Source organism: Anaerococcus sp. HMSC075B03, assembly GCF_001815585.1.
GTDB lineage: Bacteria > Bacillota > Clostridia > Tissierellales > Peptoniphilaceae > Anaerococcus > Anaerococcus vaginalis.
In genome coordinates, this window is the sequence record NZ_KV821183.1 from 112,372 (window position 1) to 136,272 (window position 23,901).

Annotated in this window: 19 protein-coding genes; 16 read left to right on the top strand and 3 right to left on the bottom strand. The window is 28.9% G+C overall.

All coding sequences use genetic code 11. The features are described from left to right. Positions 1-366: 366 nt before the first annotated feature. The gene (locus HMPREF3045_RS04695; RefSeq protein WP_070737352.1) at positions 367-879 is read left to right on the top strand and encodes a nitroreductase family protein; all 513 of its coding nucleotides are present in this window, start codon (positions 367-369) and stop codon (positions 877-879) included. A 208-nt stretch (positions 880-1,087) separates the two neighbouring features. On the opposite strand, the gene HMPREF3045_RS04700 is transcribed toward HMPREF3045_RS04695, so the two are convergent. Further along, positions 1,088-2,134, bottom strand: a complete 1,047-nt coding sequence (locus tag HMPREF3045_RS04700) for an exonuclease/endonuclease/phosphatase family protein (RefSeq protein ID WP_070737355.1) — start codon at positions 2,132-2,134, stop codon at positions 1,088-1,090. 251 nt (positions 2,135-2,385) lie between these two features. On the opposite strand from HMPREF3045_RS04700, the gene HMPREF3045_RS04705 reads away from it, so the two are divergent. The 9 genes from HMPREF3045_RS04705 (at position 2,386) to HMPREF3045_RS04745 (ending at position 11,319) form a co-directional block, all read left to right on the top strand. Beyond that, positions 2,386-3,252 carry a DegV family protein gene (locus tag HMPREF3045_RS04705; RefSeq protein WP_070737357.1) on the top strand — a complete coding sequence of 289 codons (867 nt, stop codon included), beginning with the start codon at positions 2,386-2,388 and terminating at the stop codon, positions 3,250-3,252. Between the two features lie 507 nt (positions 3,253-3,759). Further along, positions 3,760-3,978: a FeoA family protein gene (locus HMPREF3045_RS04710; RefSeq protein ID WP_004839809.1), complete on the top strand. Its 219-nt coding sequence runs from the start codon at positions 3,760-3,762 to the stop codon at positions 3,976-3,978. A 2-nt stretch (positions 3,979-3,980) separates the two neighbouring features. Then, complete coding sequence (locus HMPREF3045_RS04715; RefSeq protein ID WP_070737360.1) at positions 3,981-4,205, top strand: FeoA family protein; 225 nt, start codon at positions 3,981-3,983, stop codon at positions 4,203-4,205. Then, positions 4,206-6,356: a ferrous iron transport protein B gene (feoB, locus tag HMPREF3045_RS04720; RefSeq protein ID WP_070737363.1), complete on the top strand. Its 2,151-nt coding sequence runs from the start codon at positions 4,206-4,208 to the stop codon at positions 6,354-6,356. It begins immediately after the preceding gene. A gap of 26 nt (positions 6,357-6,382) precedes the next feature. Next, positions 6,383-6,580, top strand: a complete 198-nt coding sequence (locus HMPREF3045_RS04725; RefSeq protein ID WP_004839813.1) for a hypothetical protein — start codon at positions 6,383-6,385, stop codon at positions 6,578-6,580. 244 nt (positions 6,581-6,824) lie between these two features. Then, positions 6,825-7,151, top strand: coding sequence for a DUF6110 family protein (locus HMPREF3045_RS04730; protein ID WP_019118922.1), 327 nt, complete (start codon positions 6,825-6,827; stop codon positions 7,149-7,151). Between the two features lies 1 nt (position 7,152). Further along, positions 7,153-9,225: a heavy metal translocating P-type ATPase gene (locus HMPREF3045_RS04735; protein WP_070737366.1), complete on the top strand. Its 2,073-nt coding sequence runs from the start codon at positions 7,153-7,155 to the stop codon at positions 9,223-9,225. Positions 9,226-9,422: 197 nt separating this feature from the next. Further along, positions 9,423-10,433 (top strand): threonine aldolase family protein, encoded by a 1,011-nt coding sequence (locus HMPREF3045_RS04740; RefSeq protein WP_070737368.1) that lies wholly within the window; start codon positions 9,423-9,425, stop codon positions 10,431-10,433. A gap of 4 nt (positions 10,434-10,437) precedes the next feature. Next, positions 10,438-11,319, top strand: coding sequence for a radical SAM protein (locus HMPREF3045_RS04745; protein WP_070737371.1), 882 nt, complete (start codon positions 10,438-10,440; stop codon positions 11,317-11,319). Between the two features lie 40 nt (positions 11,320-11,359). Here HMPREF3045_RS04745 and HMPREF3045_RS04750 read toward each other — a convergent pair whose 3' ends face one another. Then, positions 11,360-12,025 carry a hypothetical protein gene (locus HMPREF3045_RS04750; RefSeq protein ID WP_070737374.1) on the bottom strand — a complete coding sequence of 222 codons (666 nt, stop codon included), beginning with the start codon at positions 12,023-12,025 and terminating at the stop codon, positions 11,360-11,362. 2 nt (positions 12,026-12,027) lie between these two features. Further along, complete coding sequence (locus tag HMPREF3045_RS04755) at positions 12,028-14,835, bottom strand: AAA family ATPase (protein ID WP_070737377.1); 2,808 nt, start codon at positions 14,833-14,835, stop codon at positions 12,028-12,030. Between the two features lie 304 nt (positions 14,836-15,139). Here HMPREF3045_RS04755 and gltX point away from each other — a divergent pair, with 304 nt between their 5' ends. The 6 genes from gltX (at position 15,140) to HMPREF3045_RS04785 (ending at position 23,790) form a co-directional block, all read left to right on the top strand. Next, positions 15,140-16,621, top strand: a complete 1,482-nt coding sequence (gltX, locus tag HMPREF3045_RS04760) for a glutamate--tRNA ligase (RefSeq protein ID WP_070737380.1) — start codon at positions 15,140-15,142, stop codon at positions 16,619-16,621. Between the two features lies 1 nt (position 16,622). Continuing rightward, positions 16,623-18,041 (top strand): cysteine--tRNA ligase, encoded by a 1,419-nt coding sequence (cysS, locus tag HMPREF3045_RS04765; RefSeq protein ID WP_070737384.1) that lies wholly within the window; start codon positions 16,623-16,625, stop codon positions 18,039-18,041. Next, positions 18,041-18,754 (top strand): 23S rRNA (guanosine(2251)-2'-O)-methyltransferase RlmB, encoded by a 714-nt coding sequence (gene rlmB, locus HMPREF3045_RS04770; RefSeq protein ID WP_070737387.1) that lies wholly within the window; start codon positions 18,041-18,043, stop codon positions 18,752-18,754. The genes cysS and rlmB overlap by 1 nt, the downstream gene beginning before the upstream one ends. Beyond that, positions 18,741-19,265, top strand: a complete 525-nt coding sequence (locus HMPREF3045_RS04775; RefSeq protein WP_070737390.1) for an NYN domain-containing protein — start codon at positions 18,741-18,743, stop codon at positions 19,263-19,265. Before rlmB ends, HMPREF3045_RS04775 begins: the two co-directional genes overlap by 14 nt. 89 nt (positions 19,266-19,354) lie before the next feature. Then, the gene (locus HMPREF3045_RS04780) at positions 19,355-20,356 is read left to right on the top strand and encodes a sigma-70 family RNA polymerase sigma factor (protein WP_004839833.1); all 1,002 of its coding nucleotides are present in this window, start codon (positions 19,355-19,357) and stop codon (positions 20,354-20,356) included. 620 nt (positions 20,357-20,976) lie between these two features. Continuing rightward, positions 20,977-23,790: a MiiA motif-containing surface protein gene (locus tag HMPREF3045_RS04785; RefSeq protein ID WP_070737393.1), complete on the top strand. Its 2,814-nt coding sequence runs from the start codon at positions 20,977-20,979 to the stop codon at positions 23,788-23,790. Positions 23,791-23,901 lie beyond the last annotated feature (111 nt).

Consider the following 23,901-nt stretch of genomic DNA (forward strand, 5'->3'; position numbering starts at 1 on the left):
TTGATTGATAACATTAGATGTATTGAAATGCAACAAAAGCACCAATGAAGAGGGCGGGAAGCCAAGTTGATTGATAACATTTGATGTATTGAAATATATAATCAAGGTCATACTTATATTTTTTTAATCTTGTTGATTGATAACATTAGATGTATTGAAATGAAGTAACCACTATATACTTAAATTCAGGATCTAGGTTGATTGATAACATTTGATGTATTGAAATGTACAAGACCACCTTTTAGCAAGTTCTTTAATAGGGTTGATTGATAACATTAGATGTATTGAAGTGTGAACTTTTCGCTATATAGTTAAATTAAATATATGACATTGTATATTACTTGAAATTTTATTAAAGGAGGTTTTATGAACTTTATTGAACTTGTAAAGAATCGTTATTCTTGTAAAAATTTTAGTGATAAAAAAGTTGAAAAGGAGAAGCTTGATATTATTCTTGAAGCGGGCAGGCTTGCACCTACTGCTAAGAACAATCAGATTCAAAGAATTTACGTTGCAAAATCAAATGATGCTCTTATAAAAATTGATGAGCTTACTCCTTGTAGGTATAATGCTCCTCTTGTTTTGCTTGTAGCTTTTGATGAGAGTGAGGCTTTTGTTTATCCGGGAGGTAAATATAATACTGGTGTTGAAGATGCTACGATTGTTGCAAGTCACATGGTCTTGGCAGCTTCAAGCCTTGATGTTGATTCTTGTTGGGTAAATCTTTTTGATCCTGATAAGGCTAGCGAAGAATTTTCTTTGCCTAAAAATGAAAAAATTGTTGCAATGATTGATTTGGGCTATGCGAATGATGGAGTTAAGCCTTTAGAAAATCATTATAAACGCAAAAATATTGATGAAACTGTAAAAGTTATTTAGGATAATGGGGTTTAGTAAAGATATGGAATATTTGATATTCTGTATCTTTATTTTATTTTTGCTATTGATTTTGAGATATTAGCTAAATTATTTTTGAATTTTAGTGTTATTTATTATATTTAATGGAAAAGTGCTTTTGCAATATATGAAATAATTTTCATTTTACAAAAGCACTTTTTATATTTTATTTGATATTAACTTTTAAATTTTATTTCAAAACAAATTCCATGACAACTGGATTGTGGTCGGAGTATTGGAAATTTTCTTTTTCTTGGGTTTTTATGGTTTTTATTTTTATATTATCTGTTGCCATAAATCCGTCTATGGTTGAAAGATAGGCGTCTTTTCCTGTGTATGGTTTGTCGTTTACTACTGATGTTTCTCCGTTTTTGTCGTAGTAGAGTTTTATATTTTCTGTTAGCAATTCTTTTGGCAAAATTTTTGGATTCCAAATTCCTTCTGGCAATTCTTTGTAATTTCCTGTTAGCTCTTGGTTAAAATCTCCGCCTACTATCACATAATTTCCTTTTTTGTATTCTTTGTTTACGAAATTTATTATTTCTTTTGTTTGTGCAATTCTTCCGTTGTTTCCTTTTTCGTAGGCGTCTAAGTGGACGTTTACTATTACTAATTTCTTGTCGGAATTTTTTATGTCAATGTATGAAGGGTTGAAGGCTCTTTTTAGGTTTACTAGTCTTGATGGAAATTTGTGAGGGATTTCTTGTTGGTACCTTTTTGATTTTTGTATTTTAAAATTTGTTTGAGTCATTATTCCTGATTCAACTTTTCCCATTGGTGGGATTGGATATGGAATAAAGGCAGCCTTAAAATTTAGGGCGAAGCTTGTATTTCCACCCAAATTTTTTCTGATTTTTTCTACTTCGTTTATGTGATAGGTTCTTTTTGAATTTATATCTACTTCTTGGAAAAATTTTATGTCGGCATTTATTTTTTTACTTGAATTAATGATGTGGTTAATTGATTTTTCTACATGGCTTTTGTTTATTGGAAAGACCATTTTTCCACCGTCCATAAAGAAATCTGTGTCTTTATCAAGTCCGCCGTATCCAATATTCCAAGTCATTATCGTATAACTTTTTCCGATTTCTGGATTTTTATCGCCCTTTCCTTGGATTTCTACATTTTCAATTTTTTCTGGTCGGTACTCTTTTATCCAAAGATATGATAGGAGAATTAAAATTCCTATTAGAAGTATTCCTATTATGGAAAAGATAATTTTTAATGTTTTTTTCATTTTTCACCTCTATAATTTTTGGGGAATTACCCTTATTTGTTATTTGTATAATATAAATACCCTTTTTTCTTCTTATATATAAGGAAAGAAAATTAAAATAGAGAAATAAATAAAATCTCTATAATTACTTTGTAAAATAAAGTTAATAAGATTGTTTTAAATTTCTAGAAAAGTATAGTTACTTTACGAAAGATTATGTATCAAAAAATATTTATAATATAAATAAAGAGCTTTTAATTGATGGAGTTATTATGGAAAAAGTAAAAATTATAGCTGATTCGGGATGTAATATAGACCTTGACATGGCAAAGGAATATGATATTTCAATACTTCCTTTTAATATAAATTTCAAAGACAAATCTTACACCGACCTTTACGAATTAAGTAGAGAAGATTTTTTTATAAAATATAAGGAAGGCAAGGAGAGAGTTACAACTTCTATGCCATCTCCTGGGAAATTTTTGAAATTATTGGAAGAAGAATACCAAAAAGGATATAGAAATTTTATAGTATTTTCAATTACAAAGAAATTTTCTGGAATTTATCAAATGATGGATATGATGAAAGAGGAATTTGTAGAAGAAAATCCAGATGCAAGAATTAAAATAATAGATACAAATACAGCCACAATAGCTGCAATTTATCCTGTAATAAAAGCTGCAATTTATGCGAAAGACGGAATGGGACTTGATGAAATTTACAAAAAAAGTCTGGATAATTTAAAATATTGCAACGTAGCAGGAGTTGTAAAAAATTTGGATGCCTTGGTTAGGGGCGGAAGACTTCCAAAAACTATAGCCAAGCTTGCAAATTTAATTTCATTTTCACCGGTTTTGTGCATAGAAGATGGAGAAATAAAATTAATAAAAAAAGTCACGGGAAAGAAAAAATCATACAAAGAATTAATAAAATATTTGAAAAAGCTTTGCAAAAAATACAAGGATTATCAAATAATAATCGGCGGAGCAGATAGTGGAGAAGAAATCGAAATTTTAAAAGAAGGACTAAGTAGCGAAATAGAAAATGCCCTAGATTTTAAAATAATAGACGTAACAGCAGTAATAGGCTCTCACTTAGGAGATGGGGTAATTTTCTGCTCAGTTTTTCCAATAAATTAGATTTAATAATTTGAAATAAAATATTTTTGTATTAAATTTTGCTATGCAAATTTTAATACTTTGTAAATAAAAAGCCCAATCATCTGGGCTTTTTATTTTTTGGAAAATTAAAAAAATTTTTCTATTATTTTTTTGTTTCATTTTCACACAAAATTTTAAACAATAAATTTGAAATTTCCATTTATTTTTTACTAGGAGAAAATAAAAATTTTTTTAATAACAAAAATTTTTTATTTATATTTACGTTCTCAAAAAATAAAACCAATATAATGATATTCAATATCAGATTATTCGGTGTATAATTGTTAATGAAGATAGTGATAATATATATCATTATTTTACATATTATTATTATTATGACTAAGTAAAACTTCACTGGTTCGGTTAGCTGGATTTCTTTTTTTTAGAGATTGCTGATATTGACTATTATTACGAAAAATCATATAATTATAAGCCATAAATAAATTTGTTTAAAATAATAGATTAATAAATAGAAAGAAGGAATATATGCCAATAACCTTATTAAATAATGGACAAGAAGCAGAAGTTATTAGAGTAACTGGAAATGATGAAATGAAAACCCATCTTTCAAATTTAGGTTTTGTAAAGGGGAAAAAAGTTAAATTATTTTTCTTTGATGGAGTAAATTACATTATTATGGTTGACAATAGCAAGTATGCTCTTAACAAAGACTTAGCAAAAAGAATATACGTGAGGGAGATATAATAATGAAAACTTTAAAAGATGTAGCAGTAGGAGAAAATGCTATAATAAAAAAAATTAAGGGAGATGGAGCTACCATAAGAAGAATTATGGATATGGGGATTACAAAAAAAACTGAGGTTTATGTAAGAAAAATTGCCCCATTAGGAGATCCTATCCAAGTTAATTTACGTGGTTATGAATTGACTCTTAGAAAAGAAGATGCAAAAAACATAATAGTGGAGGAATAGATGACTTATACGGTTGCTTTAGCTGGTAACCCTAACTCAGGAAAAACCACTCTTTTTAATGAGCTTACAGGTTCAAGCCAAAGAGTAGGAAACTGGCCAGGAGTTACAGTTGATAAAAAAGAAGGAAAATTAAAAGGACACAAGGATATTATTATCCAAGATTTACCAGGAATTTATTCACTTTCCCCTTATACAATGGAAGAAGTTGTTTCAAGAGGATATTTGGTTGACCAAAGACCTGACCTTATTGTAAATCTTGTTGATGGATCAAATCTTATAAGAAACTTATATCTTACAAGCCAATTAATTGAACTTGGAATTCCAACAATTATTGCCTTGAATATGATGGATATAGTTAAATCAAACGGCGATGTTATTGATAAAGATAATCTTTCTAAAATTTTAGGTTGTCCTGTTGTAGAAATTGTTGCTAGCAAAAAACAAGGTACAAAGGACTTAATCAATGAGATTGTAAAATCAGAAAATAAATTATCTTTACCAAATCCTTTAAAATATTCTGGAGAATTAGAAGAAGCTTTGGAAAAAATTTCTAGTGAAATTTCTGGATCTGTTGATTCTAAACTTGAAAGATATTTGTCAATCAAGGCCTTTGAAAATGATGAAGATATGTTTGAAAATATTTCTTTATCAACTAGCCAAAAAGAAAATATAAAATCTTTAAGAGAAGATTTTGAGAAAAAAGAAGATGATGTTGCTGAAGGTATTGTAACTACTGAAAGATATGAAGCTCTTGGAGAAGTTGGAGAAAAAGTTCTTAAAAAAGCTCCACCAAAACTTTCAACAACTGATAAAATCGATAAGATAGTTACAAATAGGATTTTGGGACTTCCAATTTTTGCCCTAGTAATGTTTGTTATTTATTATATAGCAATTTCAACTTTAGGAACTGGGGCGACTGATGCCGTAAATGGATTTTTTGAAGATACAATGACACCTGCTGTTGCAGATTTTCTAACAAATATTGGAATCAGTGACGTTTTAGTTAGTCTTGCAACAGACGGAATCATAGCAGGAGTTGGTGCAGTATTAGGATTCTTACCACAAATGTTAGTATTATTTGCCCAACTTTCAATTCTTGAAGATATAGGATACATGGCAAGAGTTGCCTTTGTAATGGATAGGGTATTTAGAAGATTTGGTCTTTCTGGAAAATCATTTATACCAGTAATGATAGGTACAGGATGTTCAGTTCCTGGAATCCAAGCATCAAGAACAATTGAAAATGAAAGAGATAGAAGAATTACAATTATAACTACATCTTTTATGCCATGTTCTGCAAAACTTCCAGTAATTGCTTTGATAGCTGGAGCATTTTTCAAAAAAGATCAAGCTTTAGTAACATTTTCATTTTATATAATTGGAATAGTTTCTGTAATAATTTCTGGAATTATTTTAAAGAAATTTAAAGAATTTGCATCAGATCCAGCTCCATTTGTTATGGAACTTCCACCATATCACGCACCAAGAGTTACTTCAGTTTTAAGAGATATGTTTAATAAAGGAATGAGCTTTGTAAAAAGAGCAGGAACAATAATTTTAGTATCATCTATAATTATTTGGTTCTTATCAAACTTCGACTTCTCATTTAAATTGGTAGAAGCTGAATCAGAAAACTCAATACTTGCAGTTTTAGGTGGATATTTAGCAGTTTTATTTAAACCATTAGGATTTGGACAATGGCAATCAGCAGTAGCAACAATTACAGGATTCGTTGCAAAAGAAAACGTAGTTTCAACAATGGGAGTTGTTCTTGGAATTGGAGCAGATCTTGATGAAACAAATAGACAATTAATTACAGCTTTCAACCAAGCAATAGGAACACCAGTAGCTGGATACTCATTCTTGCTTTTCAATATGCTTTGTATGCCATGTTTTGCAGCAGTTGGAGCTATAAAAACAGAAATGAATAATAATAGATGGACACTTATTGCTATAGGATACCAAATGGCATTTGCCTATGCGATTGCATTTATTTTCTATCATTTAGCAAACTTCTTTGTATATAAAGAATTTTCATTTATGACAATACTTGCAATATTAGTGTTGATAGGTGTTTTATATTTGATTTTTAGACCTGTAAAATACAAAGAAGAAAAAAGATCTTACAAATTAAATTTTGCAAGAAAATAAAAAAATCATTATGAAGGGATGGTTTTATGAATATACAATCTTGGATACTTTTGATAATAATTTTGGGAACTTGCTCTTATATAATCTATACTAGATTTATAAAAGAAGGCTCAAATTTTGGTTGCAAAGACTGTGCTCAAAAAACTTCTTGCAATAGTGGAAAGTGTCAAAGTAAAAAAGAAAAAAATAAAGAAAAATCTAAATCATGTCCATATTGTGACTGATTTAAATTTAAAATAATTATTAATTAAGAAAGGCTTTTGTAAATTGATTATTTCCATGAAGGATGTATTTGCAAAAGCTCTTTTTTAAAAATATAAAATAATTCACAATAAATTTTGCCGATATTAGAAATCATTACAAATGATAAAGATTTTTATTAGCAAAATTTAAAATAAAGCTAAAAAAATTTGCAAAAAATAATTAAAGCGGTTATAATTATTTCAATAAAAAAAATAGGAGGAAAAGATGATTAAAGTAAACAAAAAAATTATAAGTACAGGTATTGGAGTAATAGCGGGAGCTATTGGGGGAAAGGTTCTCACATCAAAATTAGCAAAAAAGGCTGCTGTGGCTACAGTCCAACAAGGATTGAAAGCAAAAAGTGCTGTTGATAAGACTGTAGAAAATATAAAAGTTACAACTGATGATATAGTGGCTGAAGCAAAAATTAAAAATGAAATTGAAGAAAGACTTGAAGCTGAAGCAAAAGATAAGCTTGATATAGAAAATGTTGCTTCAGAAGCTAAAGAAGAAGTTAAGGAAGAAATAATAAAAGAAATTAAAGAGGACTAGGATGAGAGCGGCCATAAAGGCGAGAACTATTGGAAGAAGTAGGTTTATTTACGAGGATTATCTAAAAAAATCTAACGTCAATAAATTAAAGTACAAAATTGAACAAGTAAAGGGCGTGAAATCTTGTGAAATTTCTTATATATCAAAATCTATTATTGTAAATTATGATGAAGATTATATAGGAAATATTGCAAGATTTATCCTTGACTTTGATCTTAAATCTTTGGATAATTTTGAAATTGATGATGCAGATTTTATTCCACAAGTTGATAAATCAATTTTTCATATATTAAGAAATTCAGCATACAAGAGAATTGTATTTGGTTATCTTATGCCTATCAGTATTAGACCATTTTTTACACTTTTGAGAGCTTATCCTTTTGTAAAGGAAGGCTTAAAATCTATAAAAAATAAAAAAATAGATGTGGCAGTTTTGGATGCAAGTGCAATTACAATTTCTATAATTACAGGAAAATTTGGGGATGCTGCTAGCATAATGGCTCTTTTATCATTGGGAGAAGAGCTTGAAGATTATACCTTAAAAAAATCAAGACTTAATTTAAAATCTTCGCTTGCTTTAAATGTTGATAAAGTTTTTGTAAAAGATGGAAATCAAAAAATAATCAAAAATCTAAAAGATGTAGAAATTGGAGATTTAATTTATATTTCTATGGGAAGTAAAATTCCTGTGGATGGAGAAGTTGTTGAGGGCTTTGCCATGGTAAATGAGGCTTCATTTACTGGAGAGGCAAAAGCTGTTGAAAAAAATGAACATTCTACTGTTTTTGCAGGGACTGTTCTTGAAGAAGGAGAGCTTTTAGTAAAAACTAATAAAAAATATGGAGATTCTAGGTTAAATCACATAATAAAACTTATTGAAGATAGTGAAAAAAATAAATCTCTTGCTCAATTAAAAGCAGAATCTATGGCTGATTCTTTGGTAAAATATTCTTTTATTGGGGCAGGATTAACATATTTATTTACAAGAAATTTCATAAAAGCAAAATCATTTTTGATGGTAGATTATTCTTGTGCCTTAAAACTTACAATTCCAATTGCATATATGAAGGCTATAAGTCAGGCTGGAGAAGAAAATATTTTGGTAAAAGGTGGAAAATATTTTGAAAGCATAGCTAAAGCTGACACAATTATTTTTGATAAAACTGGAACATTAACCAAGTCCCAGCCAGAAGTCAAAAAAGTAATTGCCTTTGATATCGATGAGGATGAGGCTTTAAGAATAGCTGCTTGCCTTGAGGAACATTTTCCTCATTCAATAGCAAGAGCTGTTGTGAAAAAAGCTGTGGAAAAAAATCTTTGCCACGAAGAAATGCATTCAAAGCCAGAATATATAATGGCTCATGGTATAAAATCAAAAATAAATGGAAAAACAGCTCTCATAGGAAGCGAACATTTTATTCTTGAAGACGAAGGAATAAAAATCAATTCCCAACAAGGAGATTTGATAAATTCATTAAAAGAAGAATATTCTCTTTTGTTTATGGCTTATGACAATAAATTGATGGCGGTTTTGTGCATTGATGATCCAATTAGAGAAGATGCAAAAAAGACAGTAATGGCTTTGAGAGATTTAGGTTTTACTCATATTGCTATGCTTACAGGAGATAATGAAAATTCTGCTAGAGCTGTAAGCAAAAAACTTGATTTGGATTTTTATAAATCCCAAGTTCTTCCAGAGGACAAAGAAAATTATGTAAGAAAAATGAAACAAATGGGAAGAAAAATTATAATGATAGGAGATGGAGTAAACGATTCAATTGCTCTATCAAGGGCAGACGTGGGAATTTCTATGTCAAAAGGTGCAGATCTTGCCAAAGAAATCTCTGACGTTTCAATAAAAACAGATTCGCTCAAAGAATTAGTTGATCTTGTAAAACTTTCAAGAAGTGTAGATAAGAGAGTAAAAAATGATTATGAAAAAATAATTGCCTTTAATAGTTTATTGATAGCGTTAGGTTTAACATCGTTTATAACAAATACTCAATCAGCACTTTTACACAATATTTCCACTGTAGCTATAGCAAGTGAAAATATGAAAAAATATAAATTTTAAAAACCAAAGTTTAAAGCTTTGGTTTTTTCTTTGGGAAAATTTAATTAATTAGTAAATAAAATTTTAAAAATATTAAAAGTAAAGAAATCCTAGGAATTAAATTCGACTAACAAAGTGATGGTTGTAAATTTTAAAATGGAAAAAACTTATGAAAAATGTATGATAGAATAAGAAAATCGTTTTTGTAAGGAGAATTTATGATTAATTTTAGAAATGACTATTCAGATATTTGTTATCCAGAAATTTTAGATGCTATAAAAGAAAATCTTGACCAAATAAATCCAGGATACGGGGTTGATTGCCACAGCAAAAATGCTGAAAAATTGATTAAAGAAAAATTAGAAGATGAAAATGTTGATATTTATTTTATCCACGGAGGTACAGGAGCAAATATTCTTGGGGCAAGTGTAGGAATGGTGGCACAAGAATCCATAATTGCTGCCACAAGTGGTCACATCGAAGACCAAGAAGCTGGAGCAATCGAGGCTTGTGGAATAAAAATCGAAACAATTCCAACAAAGGACGGAAAGATTACAAAAAAATTATTGGAAGAAAAATATAAATCTTTTACCAACGAACACCACACAGTTCCAAGAAAAGTTTATATATCAAACACAACAGAAGTTGGAACTCTTTATAGTAAAAAAGATTTGGAAGAGCTTTACGATTTTTGTAAAAAACACGACTTATATTTATTTATGGATGGGGCAAGACTAGCGCACGCCATAGCAAATGAAAAATCAGATTTAAAATTTAAGGATTTGACTAAGCTTTGCGATATATTTTATTTTGGAGGAACAAAAAACGGACTTATGTTTGGAGAGGCCCTTGTAATTGTAAATGATAATTTGAAGAAAAATTTCAGAAATTTGCAAAAACAAAAAGGAGCCATGCTTGCCAAAGGATTTGTTACAGGAATTATGTTTGAAAGACTCTTCCAAGATGATTTATATATAAAAGGAGCAAAAAAAGCCTACAAAATGGCAGAAAAATTGGCAAAAGGCTTTGAAGAAAAAGGCTACAAACTTGCCTATGAATTTGAATCAAACCAAGTTTTTGTAGAAATTTCAGATAAAGATATAAAAAAATGGGAAGAATTTGCTTATTTTGAAGTTGGAGAAAAAAGAGAAGATAAATTCGTAGCAAGATTTGTTACAACCTACAAAAGCCAAGAAAAAGAAATCGAAGAATTTTTAGAAAGGATTTAGTATTATGCATTACACAGGACAAGTTTATAGACCACCACTTGAAGCCTACACACCACTTTTGGAAGTAACTTACGGCTGTTCCCACAATAAGTGTGCCTTTTGTACTATGTATGGTATGACAAATTTTGGGATTTCTCCTATAAAAGATGTAGAAAGTGATATTTTAGAAATTTCCATGACCTACCCAAGGCCAATCGAAAGAATTTATTTATTAAACGGAGATCCTTTCGTTCTTTCAACAGAAAAATTGATAGAAATTGCCGATTTAATCCACAAATATATCCCAGAAGTAAAAACCATAACTTCCTACGCCAGTTTTTATAATTTAAAAAATAAAAGCAAAGAAGATTTAAAACTCTTAAGAAAAAAAGGCTACAATGAACTTTGGTTTGGAGTAGAAACAGGAAATCAAAAAGTCCTAGACTGGCTTGATAAGGGAGCTGACCTTGATTATTATAAAAAAGGGATAGAGAAAATGAAATATGCAAACATGACCTACAACGCCATAGTAATGCAAGGAGTTGCAGGAAATGGAAATTCAAAAGAAAACGCAAGAGAAACAGCAAAATTTTTAAACCTCTATCCACCAATAGGAATTTTTATAATGAGCACAGACGTTCAAAGAGGATCAAAATTATACAAAATGAGAGAAGAAGGAAATTTTAAAGAAACAAGTAACAGAGAAAACCTAGAAGAACAAATAGAATTATTAAAAAATCTAGATGTTCCGGGAGATGTCCTCTACTCATCAGGCCACATAGTAAATTTGGTAAAAGTAACATCTCACATGAGAAACAAAGAAAAAATGATAAAAAAATTAGAAGACGCCCTAGAAAATCTAGACGAAAAAATCCTAGATTCAAAAAATAAGGGTAGGGCAATTTAAAAAATAGGCTGTTGCAAGATTTTTTGCAACAGCCTATTTTTTAGTTATTATTATCAACAGCCTCATTATATTTTCTTATGGTTCTTTTATGAAAAAATAATGTTAAGAAGGCCAAAGGTATGGTTATAAAATATTTAATAAGCTCTGTAAATAGTAGGACAATAAAAAATACAAATATTGATGTACTTACATCTTTCCTATAGGTTGTTTTTGTTTCACCAAGCCAATTTGTGCTTGAAGATGATTCGTAATAATCCATAAATTTGCTTGAAGCTTTTGCCATATTTACAGCTCCATAAGGATTGAAAAATGATGAAAATCTTCCACCAATATATCTTTTGTAATCTGCGTACCACGAATAAGTGTAATTTGTTAATAAAAAATACGCTAAATAAAGCATTCCTTTTAGAAAGCTATAATCAAAGCTAGCAATAATAAAAATTGAAGATATTATTATATATGAATTTATATAAAATGTTATTCCCATTTTTGGTGTGGAAAAATAAGATGGATTTTTGTAAGGGTCAATAAATTCATCTTTAGACTTATTATCATAAGTCACATTTTGATTGGTAGTTTCTTCAATTGTTGGAGGTTTTACATATTCTGCTTCTTTTTTGGAAGGAGGTTTTATATATTCGGCATCATTATTAATATTTTTATTATCTTTTGATGGTGGTTTGATATATTGATTTTGATTAGCCATTTTTACTCCTTAATTTGTTCCAAATCCTCTATTGTAATTGTGTTTACATCATCTTCATTGGTATTTGAAATTCTTTGGCTCATTATTCTGATTAATTTTTCATTAAAATTTCTAATCCATCGTCCATTACTATGGTCGTTTGATTTGTTATAATTATTTTCTACAACTTGATAGTAAAGATCTTCATCAACCTTATATGCAAATTTATCCAAACTTGATAAGCCGATTTTTACAAGCTCATCTACAGTGTAGTCTTCAAAATTAAATTTATTTGGAACTCTTGACTGAAGACCTGAATTTAAAGATAGGAATTCTTTCATTTCCTTGCTATATCCAGCAAATATTATTACTATGCTTTCTCTATAATCTTCCATAAATTTCAAAATTTCATCTATGGCTTCATTTCCAAAATCATTATCAGATCCTTGTGATAGGCTGTAGGCTTCGTCTATAAATAAAATTCCACCAAGCGCTGATTTTAAAACTGCTCTTGTTTTAATTGCAGTTTGACCTATATAACCTGCAACAAGATCTGATCTAGAAACTTCGATAAATTTATTTTCTTTTATAATAGACTTTTGATATAGAAGATCACCTAAAATTCTAGCGACGGTAGTTTTTCCTGTACCAGGATTTCCAAGAAATAAGGAATGCAAAGTAAAGTTTTGGATTTTTTGTCCTGAATCTCTTCTTTTTTTATTTAGCTCTGCCATAGAAATAAATTCATCAACTTGCCTTTTTACTTGGTCTATTCCTATAAGATTTTGTAATTTATTATAAGCGTCCTCATCTTTTCCATCATAATTTTTGTATTTGCCAATGTTAAATACCTGATCAATATCATCGTTTGTTAAAGTCGAAAGATCTGTTGATTCACTTTCGATAACTCTTGTTGCAAATACTTTTAGTAGTTTTTCATTAAAGTTTCTAATCCATCTAGCGTTAGATTTATCTATAGATTGTTCATAAGCAAATTTCACATTTTTTTCATAATAATTTCTATCTTCTATTACATATTGCTTTTCAATTAAAATACTTTCTCCGATTTGAACAATTTCATCACTTGAGTAATCTTCAAAAACAAATTTATTGGCAACTCTAGAATTCAAACCAGGATTTGTATCTAAAAATTCTTCCATTTCCTTAGTGTATCCAGCAAAAATTATCATAATTTCACTTCTGTGATCTTCCATATATTTAAGAATAGTATTTATAGCTTCTTGACCGAAATTCACAGAGGAATCTCCCTTATTTAAGGTGTAAGCCTCATCTATAAATAAAATTCCACCTTTTGCTTTTTCTAATAATTTATAAGTTTGCTCGGCAGTTTGACCTACATTAGATGAAATCAAATCAGATTCACTAGCTTCAATGAAAATAAATTCTTCCTTATTATATAAGGCCTTATATTCAAATAATATCTCTCCAATAAGCCTTGCTACAGTTGTTTTTCCAGTTCCAGGATTTCCAAGAAATACAGAATGGAGCGAATTTTCTTCAGGAAGAAAACCCATTTGGATTCTTTTATTATTAAATTCGACCATCCTAATCATTTTGTTTATTTCATTTTTTACAGAATTTAATCCAACTAATTTATTAAGCTTATCGTATGGCGAAAGCTCGTTTTCATTTGATGAGATATTTTCATCATCATCTATTTCGTCATATAAAAATTCCTCATCCAAATCATCATTTTCAATTAAGCCGACCTTATAATAGGAATCATCAGACCTTTCTATTTTTATTGGAGAATTTTCATCATAATAATATTCGCCGTTAATAGATAAAAATTCAGTTAATAAGGTAGAGCTACCATTAATTCTAATATTAGGGTCAAAATATCTATTAAGGGAAATTTCGTAAGCTTTAAGTATGGAGTTATCTTGAATAAGCAAGTCAATTTTTTCATTATTCTCTCCTTTTAAATTAAAGGAGTCTTCTACAATTGCAAGAGATTTTTGATTTATACAAAATATTTCATTAACAGTTAATTTTGAAATAAAAGCTCTACTATAATTAATATCCACAGATGAAACTATGTCATCATTAGAGATCAAATATGAGTTTTCATTTAAAAACAAGCAGCTAGGGTAATTTTTTTGTATAAATAAATTGTTATTTGAATTTATATTGGTGTTATAAATGTATAAACAAGGATATCTTTTTTGGGTATCTCCTCCGTTGACAGTGGAGTTATTAATTTTTAAATCTGAATGTTTAGCATTTATTGCATTTGTGTAATATTTTTTTATACAGGACTTGTTAATACTTACATTAGAATAATCAAATGATAAAGAAAGACATAAGTCTGAATTGTTGATTTCTATATTAGAATTTTTTGCAAATAATTTAGAATAAAAATCTCCCTTATCAAATGTAGTAACATTTTCAAAATTTAAGCTTGAATTTTCAGAAACAAAAACTTCTGGATATTTTTCTTGACTAGAATCTAATTTTATAAGGTCAGTCCTATCTATTATTACTTTATTTAAAAAAACAGTGGAAGAATCTTTAATATTTAAAATATTATCAAATTTATTATTTGATTCTAACCACAAACTATTTATATTTACATTTGCTTTATTTTTTATGTTAAGTCTTCCAACAATTTTATTTGTATAATAATTTGTATTATCTTCAAAATTAACGTGACCTTCTAAGGTCAAATCTTTATCTATTTCAAAAAATCCATCTTCTAAAATTAGATGAAAATTTTCTTTTAATTCTAAAATATCGCCAGGACTACAAGCATAATAAGCTTGATAAAAATTCCAAGTATCGTTAGAATTGCCTATTAAATATCTTGCCATTTGTTCCTCCTTAATTTTATTTAATTATATCATATTTAAAATATAAAAATATCAATTAGTAACAGGAAGTTATTTTTTGAAAAATAATTTATTTTCATTTAAAAGCAGATCCTTATAATTGATAATAAATCTTGAAAAAATTTATTTTTTATGCTAATATATAAGAAGTATTTGGGAGGGAGTGAGTTTTGCACTCCCTTTCGTTTTCGCTATTTTTAAAAAATGTGAAAAATTTCAAAAAAATATAAGTTTATAAATTAGTCGAGATATTATATAATAAAAGTGATATTTTTAAGGAGGACTTATGACAGAAACAAGAGTTAGATTTGCACCATCACCAACAGGTTACCTCCACATCGGTGGACTTAGAACAGCACTTTTTAATTACCTTTATGCAAGACATACTGGTGGAAAAATGCTTTTAAGAATTGAAGATACAGACAGAACCAGATTTGTTGAAGGAGCCTTGGAAAATTTATTGAAGACTTTAAAATGGTCAGGAATTGAAATTGACGAAGGTGTTATGCTTGATGAAAATGGAGAAATTACCGAAAAAGGAAATTGCGGCCCTTATATCCAATCTGATAGGGTTAAGGCTGGAATTTATGATAAATATATTGAAAAATTAATCGAAGAAGGCAAGGCTTATTATTGCTTTTGCTCAAAGGAAAGACTTGATAATTTAAGAGCAAGACAAAAAGCTGATGGTCTTACACCAAAATATGATGGACTTTGCCGTTCACTTACTTTGGAAGAGGCAAAAGAAAAAATTGCCAACGGAGAAAAATATACTGTAAGATTAAAACTTCCAAAAGATACTGATATTTCTTTTGAAGATAGGATTAAGGGAAAAATCACTTTTAATACAAATGATATGGACGACCAAGTTTTGATAAAAGAAGATGGATATCCAACTTATCATTTTGCAGTTATAGTTGACGATCACGAAATGGGAATCACCCACGTTGTAAGAGGGGACGAATGGATTTCTTCAACTCCAAAACACGTATTTTTATACCAAGCTTTTGGATGGGAAGCTCCAGAATATATTCACCTTCCTACAGTTTTAAATAAAGATCACAAAAAATATTCTAAGAGAAATGGAGACGGAATGGTTGAAGATTTCATCGAAAGAGGATATTTGCCAGAAGGATTAATAAATTATTTGGCTCTTTTGGGTTGGTCTCCTGATAGTGAAGAAGAAATTTTTACAATGAAAGAGCTTGATGACCAATTTACTTTTGATAGGGTAAATAAAACCGGAGCAGTTTTTGATGTAAGAAAACTTGATTGGGTTAACGGTCATTATGTAAGAGAAATGAGCGTTGAAGATTTAGCAGCTGCAATTAAACCATATTGTATTGAAGCAGGATTTTTTGGCGAAGATTATCCAGAAGAAAAATTAAATCTTCTTGCAGCAACTTGGCAATCAGCAATCGATAAATTTTCTGATATAAAAAATGAAGCTTATGTTTATTATGTAGATGATAAAGATATGAAATGGACTGATGAAGCAGTTGAAGCTATAAAAACTGATGAAGCTAAAACTTTATTTGATGCCTTTATTGGAAAGCTTGAAGAAGTTGATGAAGTAGACCTAGACTTTGCAAAAACCATAATGAAATCAATCCAAAAAGAAACAGGAATTAAAGGAAAGAATTTATGGTTCCCAGTTAGGGCAGGACTTACAGGAAATGTTCACGGACCAGAACTTGTAAATGCCTTTGTAATTATGGGCAAGGAAAAAATGATCGACAGATTAAATTACGTTAAGGAAAATTTTTAATATGAAAATATATAATACATTCACAAGACAAAAAGAAGAGTTCAAGACAATTGATGAAAATAAGGTAAGAATGTATGTATGTGGCCCAACAGTTTATGATTATATGCACATAGGAAACGCCCGTCCTTTGGTAATTTTTGATACAATGAGAAGATATTTAAAATATCTTGGCAATGACGTAAAATATGTTGTAAATTTTACAGATGTAGACGATAAAATTATAAATAAGGCCATTAAAGATAATATATCAACTAAGGAAGTTACAGATAAGTATATAAAAGCTTATATGGAAGATGCGAAAGATTTAAATCTTGACGAAGAGCACACCATCCACCCAAAAGCTACAGAAACTATCGATGATATTATAGAATTTGTAAAAGAATTGGTGGATAAGGATTGTGCTTACGAATCAAATGGAGATGTTTATTTTGATATTTCAAAAGCAAAAGACTATGGACATCTTTCAGGAAAAAACATTGAAGATTTAAGAGAAGGCGCATCAAACAGATTAGATGATAAAGACAAGGTCAAAAAAAGAAATCCTATGGATTTTACCCTATGGAAAGCTACAAAAAAAGAGGGAGAAGTATCTCGGGATTCTCCTTGGGGCAAGGGTAGACCGGGCTGGCATATAGAATGTTCAACCATGAGCAAAAAATTATTGGGAGAAACAATTGACCTTCACGCTGGTGGGGAAGATTTACAATTTCCTCATCACGAAAATGAAATTGCCCAATCAGAAACAAGATCAGGCAAAAAATTTGCAAATTATTGGATGCACAACGGCATGATCCAAGTTGATGGAACCAAAATGAGTAAGTCTTTGGGAAATTTCTTTACCTTACACGATATTAAAAAAGAATATGACCTTATGGTTGTAAGATTTTGGCTTTTGTCTGCAAGCTATAGACTTCCAATAAATTTCACAAGAGAAATAATAGAGCAAGCAAAAAATTCCCTAGAAAGATTAAACAATGCCAAATTTAGGATGGACGATCTTTTGGAAAAAACTAGTGGAAATTTAAAAGATGAAGAAAAAGATTTTGTAAAAGAGCTTGATAATTTCGAAAATAATTTTAGAAAAGTAATGGATGATGACCTAAACACTGCAGATGCCCTTACAGTTTTGTTTGAAATTTCAAAATTTGCTAATACCAAACTTGATGAAAATTCTTCAAAAGAATTTGTAGAAAAAACTAGAGATTTATTTATAAAACTTGAAGATGTACTTGGTATAGAAAATAGAAAAAAAACAGATGACTCTCTTGATGAAGATTTAATAAATAAATTAATTGAAGAAAGAAAAGAAGCGAAAAAGGCAAAAGATTTTGAAAAGGCTGATGAAATTCGTGACAAACTTTCTGAAATGGGAATTTTAATCAAAGATACCAGAGAAGGAACCAAGTGGGAGCTTAAATAATGGCAAGTATATATGGAAGAAAATCTGTACTTGAAACCATTGATGCAGGCGAAAATATAAAAAAAGCTCATATTTTGGACAATAAGGGCAAAAATCACAAGCTAATTGATAAAATTATAAATAAATTAGAAGATGAAAATGTGCCAATATTTTATGAGGACAAGGATTATTTTTCAAAAATTTCTGGCAACCACCAAGGTGTTGAAATCGAAGTAGAAGATTACAAATACAAGGACCTTGATGATTTAAAAGATAAAAAAAGACTAATGATTCTAGACCAAATAGAAGATCCTCACAATCTTGGTGCAATAATTAGAAGTGCAGAGGCCTTTGGATTTGATGGAATAATTATTTCAGAAAGAAGATCTGCAAAAGTAAATTCAACAGTTTACAAAACAAGTGCAGGAGCAATCAACAATATTGACATAGCCATGGTTAAAAATATAAATAGGGCCATAAAAGAAATTAAAAAAGAAAATTTTTGGGTTTATGGACTAGCTGGAGAAGCGGATGGCGATATAACCCAAACAGATCTTAGAGGAAAAATTGCCCTAGTTGTTGGCAATGAAGGAAAGGGACTTTCAAGACTTGTAAGAGAAAATTGTGACGGACTAATAAAAATACCCATGCTTGGCAAAATAAATTCATTAAACGCATCGGTAGCAAGTGCAATCGCAATCTATGAAAGTCTAAGACAAAATGGCTTTAACTAAAAAAAATATAACCTATGTTGATGGCTATAACATAATAAATTCTTGGCCTGAATTAATTCATATAAAAGAAAATTCCCTAGAGCTTGCTCGTGAAAAATTAATAGACGAGATGGCAGAGTACGCATCCCTTTCAAATGAAAAAGTTGTTGTGGTTTTTGATGCCTACAATTCAGACGGCGAAAAAGAAAATATTTTTCAAAAATTAGGAATAGAAATAGTCTATACAAAAAAATTTCAAACGGCAGACACCTACATTGAAAAAATGACAAACAAATATGCACGTCGCCACAACGTAAAAGTTGTAACCGACGATGGACAAGTCCAATCACTTGCCTTTGAAAGAGGAGCAAGCAGGATTACTGCCCTTGAGCTTAGGAATGATCTTTTAAATAAAAGGGTAAAAATAAAAAGAAATCAAAAAAAAGATTTTTTAAATAATTTCAAGCAATTTCCCTTATCAGAAGATGTAATAAAAAAACTTGATGATATAAAAAAAGACTTGGAAAAATAAATGGTAAAGGTAGATAAATTCAATTTATAAAAATTCAAATCATTTTTATAAGAACTTGACTGCTTAGGCAGATCAATTATGGTGGTTATATGGATAAAATAGATTTTAATGACGAAGAAGTCTTTGAAAAATTTAAAGATTTTTTCGATGAAGATGATATTGATGAAAAACAAGCCCAAAAAATTTATAAGGGCTTAACAGAAGATGAAAAAGAAGAATTTGAACAGTTTTTGGAAGATGAAGAGCTGGAAATAGAAGAGGAAGAAGATAGAAAAAAAATTAAAAATTCTATCGTTGCAAGGCAAAGATCCGACATAATTAGACTTTCAGATTTAACAAATGAGCAAATTGTAGAACAATTTCAAGAAGGAAACCAAAATGCTCTTGGCGCCTTGGTAGACAAAAACCAAGGACTAGTAAGAAGCAGAGCCTCATATTTTTATCGCTCACACGGAAACGACCTTGAGCTTGAAGATTTGGTCCAATCAGGAATGCTTGGAATGATAAGAGCTGCAGAAAAATTTGATCTCACTTTGGGATACAAATTTACAACCTATGCCTACAAATGGATTGATAAGGCAATAAGAAAAGCAATAAATAAAGAAGGTCACACAATAAGAATACCAGCAGGAAAATATTTAAAATTAAATAAATTAAAACAAATATTAAAAGCAAATCCTGAAGCAAGCGAAGAAGAATTATACAAGATTTTAAAACAAGAAGGAATCGACAAAAAACAAGCCGACGATTTATTTTTGATAAATAGAAATCAAGTAAATTCAACAAGCTTAAATATAAATTTAGATTCAGAAGATTCAACAGGCGATGAGCTGATGGATATGGTAGGAGACGATTCAATCCCAGTAGACGATCAAATCCTAAAAAAAGATATGGAAGATTTCCTAATGAAGGCTTTGGATCAATTATCAGATAGAGAAAAACAAATAATAATATATAGATACGGTTTGGACAACGAAAAACCAAAAACCCTAGAAGAAATAGGAACAATTTATAATCTGTCCAGAGAAAGAATAAGACAAATAGAAAACCAAGCCCTAGGAAAACTAAAACAATACAGCGACCAGGATTAGATAAATAGCTTAAAAACGTGCCTGTGTGCACGTTTTTAATATTTATCCTGCGAACGAAAACGAAGAGAAGACTCTGTAAAATAAATTGTTATACTAATTTATTAAAATATTAGTGATAAGTTAGCGTGTAATCAGCTTAAAAATGTGCCAGTGGCACGATTATAATATTTATCCTAAAAAGTATAATAAAAAATTCCAAAAAAATTAATTTATAATGAGAAATAAAAAAATTCTACAATTAAAAACTTAGAAAGTGCTTGCACTTTCTTTTTTTGAAAATTTTTAAAAAATTCTATTAATAATTTGAAATTTTCTAATAAATAATTTTTATTTATTTTTATTTTTAAAATTTCAAATATTTTTTTCTTCCCAGAGTAAATTTTAGATATATTTATTTAAAAATCAAATTTTGCTTTTGTCATTTAAAAAATCCCTCACATTTCTTACATTTTTATTTCACAAAAAGCTCATATTTACTAACATACACCTATTAAGTTTGCTAAATTAAATCAATAAACTTTCTTGAAAAATTTTTGTTGACACTTTAGAAATATTTTGGTAAGATATGAAAATAATGTATAAAACAAAACTAATACAATATAAAAGATGAGGTATAAATTATGAAAAAACAAAAATTAGCAAAATACGCTATGGTGCTTGCTTTGTCTTCTAGCATTATTTTTTCAAATGGAAAAATGGTAAGGGCTGAAGAAAATCTTAATGTAAATTCTATAAATATGGATAGTAAGGAAGAAATTGAAAATAAAATTGCTCTTATTAAAAAAGATATTGCTCAATTAGAAAAGCAATTGGATGAAAAATTAAAAGAAAAAGAAGACTTGCTTAAAGAAAAGTCTGAACTTTCTAATAAATTATCCAAGAAAAATGACAAGTTGGCTAAGGAAATTGATGATTTAAAAAATAAAATCAAGGAACTTGAGGATAAAGAAGCTGAAAACCAAAAAATTCTTAAATCTTTTGATGAAAAATTAGCAAAAGCTAATGAGGAAAAAGAAAATTTAAGAAAAGCCCTTGAGAAAAAGGAAAAAGAAATTGAGGATGTAAAAAACTTTGATCCAGCAAAGGATAAGAAGCCCCTTGAAGAAAGTATAGAAGAAGATAAGGAAAAAGAAAAAGCTAGTGAAGATAAAAAGAAAAAACTTGAGGAAAGCCTAGAAAAATCTAGTGAAGAATTAGATAAAAAGAAAAAAGCTTATGAGAAAGAAAATGCTCTTTTAGAAAGATATACAGCTGATTTGGCTAAGTATGAACAAGAACTTCCAAAAGCTAAAGAAGAAAGAGAAAAAATTCAAGAAAGTTTAAACAATATAATCGCTAATAAGACAAGCCTTATACAAGAAATCACTGATTTGAAAGCAAAAGAAAAGAAAAATGAAGTAGATAAAAAAGGGTTTGAGGATCAATTAAAGGTTGTTAATGCTAGTTATGAATTGAAAAAGGCTGAATTACAAAAATTGATAGATAAATATCCAGATTATGATTCTGATTTGGATAAAAACATTGAAAATAAAGAAAAAGAAATTAAAAAAATTGAAGATGAAATGTCTACTCTTGAAAAAAAAGTTAAAGAATTAGAGGAGGAAAAGACAAGAAATTCTGCAACTATCGCTGAAAAAGGCAAGGAAGTAGCAGACTTTGATAATAAAATTTCAGGCGAACAAGCAAAAATCGAAGAAAATAAAAGAAATATTCAAAATTTGAATACACATATTGAAAGGACAAAAGAAGCTAAACAAAACTATGAAGATGCTAAAAAAGCTGGTAATCCTCCTCAAGGTGTTATTCCTAATTTTGATGAAATAATTGAAAATTCAAAAAAACAAATTCAAGAAAAAGAACAAGAAAACACAAATATACAAAATAAGATTGCTGAACTTTCAAATAAGAAAGAACAAGCTAAAAAAGATGCAATAGACTTAGCTAAGAAAAATCAAGAACTTGATAAACAAATACAAGAAATAAAAACAAATATTAAGGCTAAAAAAGCTCAAATAGCACCAATTCAAAAAGAAAAAGAAGAATTAGAAAAAAAATTAAATAATAAAACACCACAAGATGTAATTGATGAAATTGAGAAATTAAAAAAAGATATAAAAGAACTTGAAAATAAAAAAATTGGTGGAGAAAGTGCATTAAATATTATAAAACAAGTAAAAGAAAAACTTGAAAAAGAAATTTCAGAAAAACAAGAAAAGCTTAAAGATTATGAAAATTTAGAGGCTAAAAAAGCTGAACTTGACAAAAAAATTGAGCGTTTAGAAAAAGAGATTGAAGATATAAAGAAAATCAAGCCAGAAACTGAAAAAAATGTCAATGAGCTTAAAGCAGCAAAAGAAGAACAAGAAAAACTTGTTGAAAAAGCTAAAGAAGAAGTAGATGCTGAAAAAGAAAATCTTAAAAATATTCAAAATAGCATTGAAGAAAAACAAAATAAATTAAAGGCTATAGACAACAAAGACCAAGCGATTAAAGCACTTGAAGAAGAAAAAGCAAAAATTCAAGAAAAAATTGACGCAAATAAGAAAGAAATAGAAGAATTAGAAAAAGAAAAAAATGCTAGCCAGGCTTTAAGTGAAAATACAGCAAATGAGATAAAAACTCTTAAAGAAAAACTTTTGAAATTAGAAGAAGAACAAAAGGCTGAAGATGAAAAAGAAAAAGAGTTAAGAGAAAAAATAAAAGAAATAGATGAAAAAATTAAGGGACTAGATTTGGAAATAAAAAATCTAAAAGCTGAAATTATTAAGAAGCAACAAATGTTAGCTGCTTTAGAACAAAAACCAATTGCTGATACAATTGATCCAATTCTTCCAAAAAATAAAATAAAAGTTAAAAATTTAGAAAAATTAACAGAAAAAGAAAAAGAAGAAATTATAAATAAAATAAAAGACTTAAACAAAAATAATTTCCCAAAAAATACACAAGTAGAAGTAGATGAAAAAGGAAATGTAACAATAACATATCCAGATAATTCTAAAGATACAATTAATGCTAGCGATTTGGTTGAGAAAATGGCACAAGCACAAAATAATAAAACAGATGCTCAAAATAATCCAGCAGTTATTCCAGCTAAGACTTTGGTTAAAGATAAAAATAATTTGACTGATAAGGAAAAAGCAGAAATTGCTAGTAAGGTTAAAAAATCAAATCCAAAGGCTATCAACATTGAAGTAACAAAAAATGGTAGTGTAACAATAACATATCCAGATGGTTCAAAAAATATGATTGATGGGTCTAAGCTTGTAAGTGAAAAAGCTAAAGAAATCACATCAAATTCTAAAAAAGCAAAACTTACACCAGCTAATAATAAATCAAAAAATGTTAAAACTGGAGTAGGTTCATCAGCAAGTATTTTGACAATCTTGGCAGGTTCTGTAGGCGGCCTATTTGTTTCTAAAAAAAGAAAAAAATAAATAAATTCAATTTAATAGATGAAAACTTGGATAAGAATTTAAAAAATTACAAATAAAAATGGACTGTGCATTGCATAGTCCATTTTTAAATTTAAAATATTTTTATTAAAT

Bases quoted from the DNA above. Each gene is read 5' to 3' on its own strand.
- HMPREF3045_RS04780 (WP_004839833.1), top strand. From the start codon at position 19,355: ATGGATAAAATAGATTTTAATGACGAAGAAGTCTTTGAAAAATTTAAA.
- feoB (WP_070737363.1), top strand. From the start codon at position 4,206: ATGACTTATACGGTTGCTTTAGCTGGTAACCCTAACTCAGGAAAAACC.
- HMPREF3045_RS04750 (WP_070737374.1), bottom strand. From the start codon at position 12,025: ATGGCTAATCAAAATCAATATATCAAACCACCATCAAAAGATAATAAA.
- HMPREF3045_RS04715 (WP_070737360.1), top strand. From the start codon at position 3,981: ATGAAAACTTTAAAAGATGTAGCAGTAGGAGAAAATGCTATAATAAAA.
- HMPREF3045_RS04710 (WP_004839809.1), top strand. From the start codon at position 3,760: ATGCCAATAACCTTATTAAATAATGGACAAGAAGCAGAAGTTATTAGA.
- HMPREF3045_RS04705 (WP_070737357.1), top strand. From the start codon at position 2,386: ATGGAAAAAGTAAAAATTATAGCTGATTCGGGATGTAATATAGACCTT.
- HMPREF3045_RS04700 (WP_070737355.1), bottom strand. From the start codon at position 2,134: ATGAAAAAAACATTAAAAATTATCTTTTCCATAATAGGAATACTTCTA.
- HMPREF3045_RS04755 (WP_070737377.1), bottom strand. From the start codon at position 14,835: ATGGCAAGATATTTAATAGGCAATTCTAACGATACTTGGAATTTTTAT.
- HMPREF3045_RS04740 (WP_070737368.1), top strand. From the start codon at position 9,423: ATGATTAATTTTAGAAATGACTATTCAGATATTTGTTATCCAGAAATT.
- rlmB (WP_070737387.1), top strand. From the start codon at position 18,041: ATGGCAAGTATATATGGAAGAAAATCTGTACTTGAAACCATTGATGCA.
- HMPREF3045_RS04735 (WP_070737366.1), top strand. From the start codon at position 7,153: ATGAGAGCGGCCATAAAGGCGAGAACTATTGGAAGAAGTAGGTTTATT.
- HMPREF3045_RS04785 (WP_070737393.1), top strand. From the start codon at position 20,977: ATGAAAAAACAAAAATTAGCAAAATACGCTATGGTGCTTGCTTTGTCT.
- cysS (WP_070737384.1), top strand. From the start codon at position 16,623: ATGAAAATATATAATACATTCACAAGACAAAAAGAAGAGTTCAAGACA.
- HMPREF3045_RS04775 (WP_070737390.1), top strand. From the start codon at position 18,741: ATGGCTTTAACTAAAAAAAATATAACCTATGTTGATGGCTATAACATA.
- gltX (WP_070737380.1), top strand. From the start codon at position 15,140: ATGACAGAAACAAGAGTTAGATTTGCACCATCACCAACAGGTTACCTC.
- HMPREF3045_RS04695 (WP_070737352.1), top strand. From the start codon at position 367: ATGAACTTTATTGAACTTGTAAAGAATCGTTATTCTTGTAAAAATTTT.
- HMPREF3045_RS04745 (WP_070737371.1), top strand. From the start codon at position 10,438: ATGCATTACACAGGACAAGTTTATAGACCACCACTTGAAGCCTACACA.
- HMPREF3045_RS04725 (WP_004839813.1), top strand. From the start codon at position 6,383: ATGAATATACAATCTTGGATACTTTTGATAATAATTTTGGGAACTTGC.
- HMPREF3045_RS04730 (WP_019118922.1), top strand. From the start codon at position 6,825: ATGATTAAAGTAAACAAAAAAATTATAAGTACAGGTATTGGAGTAATA.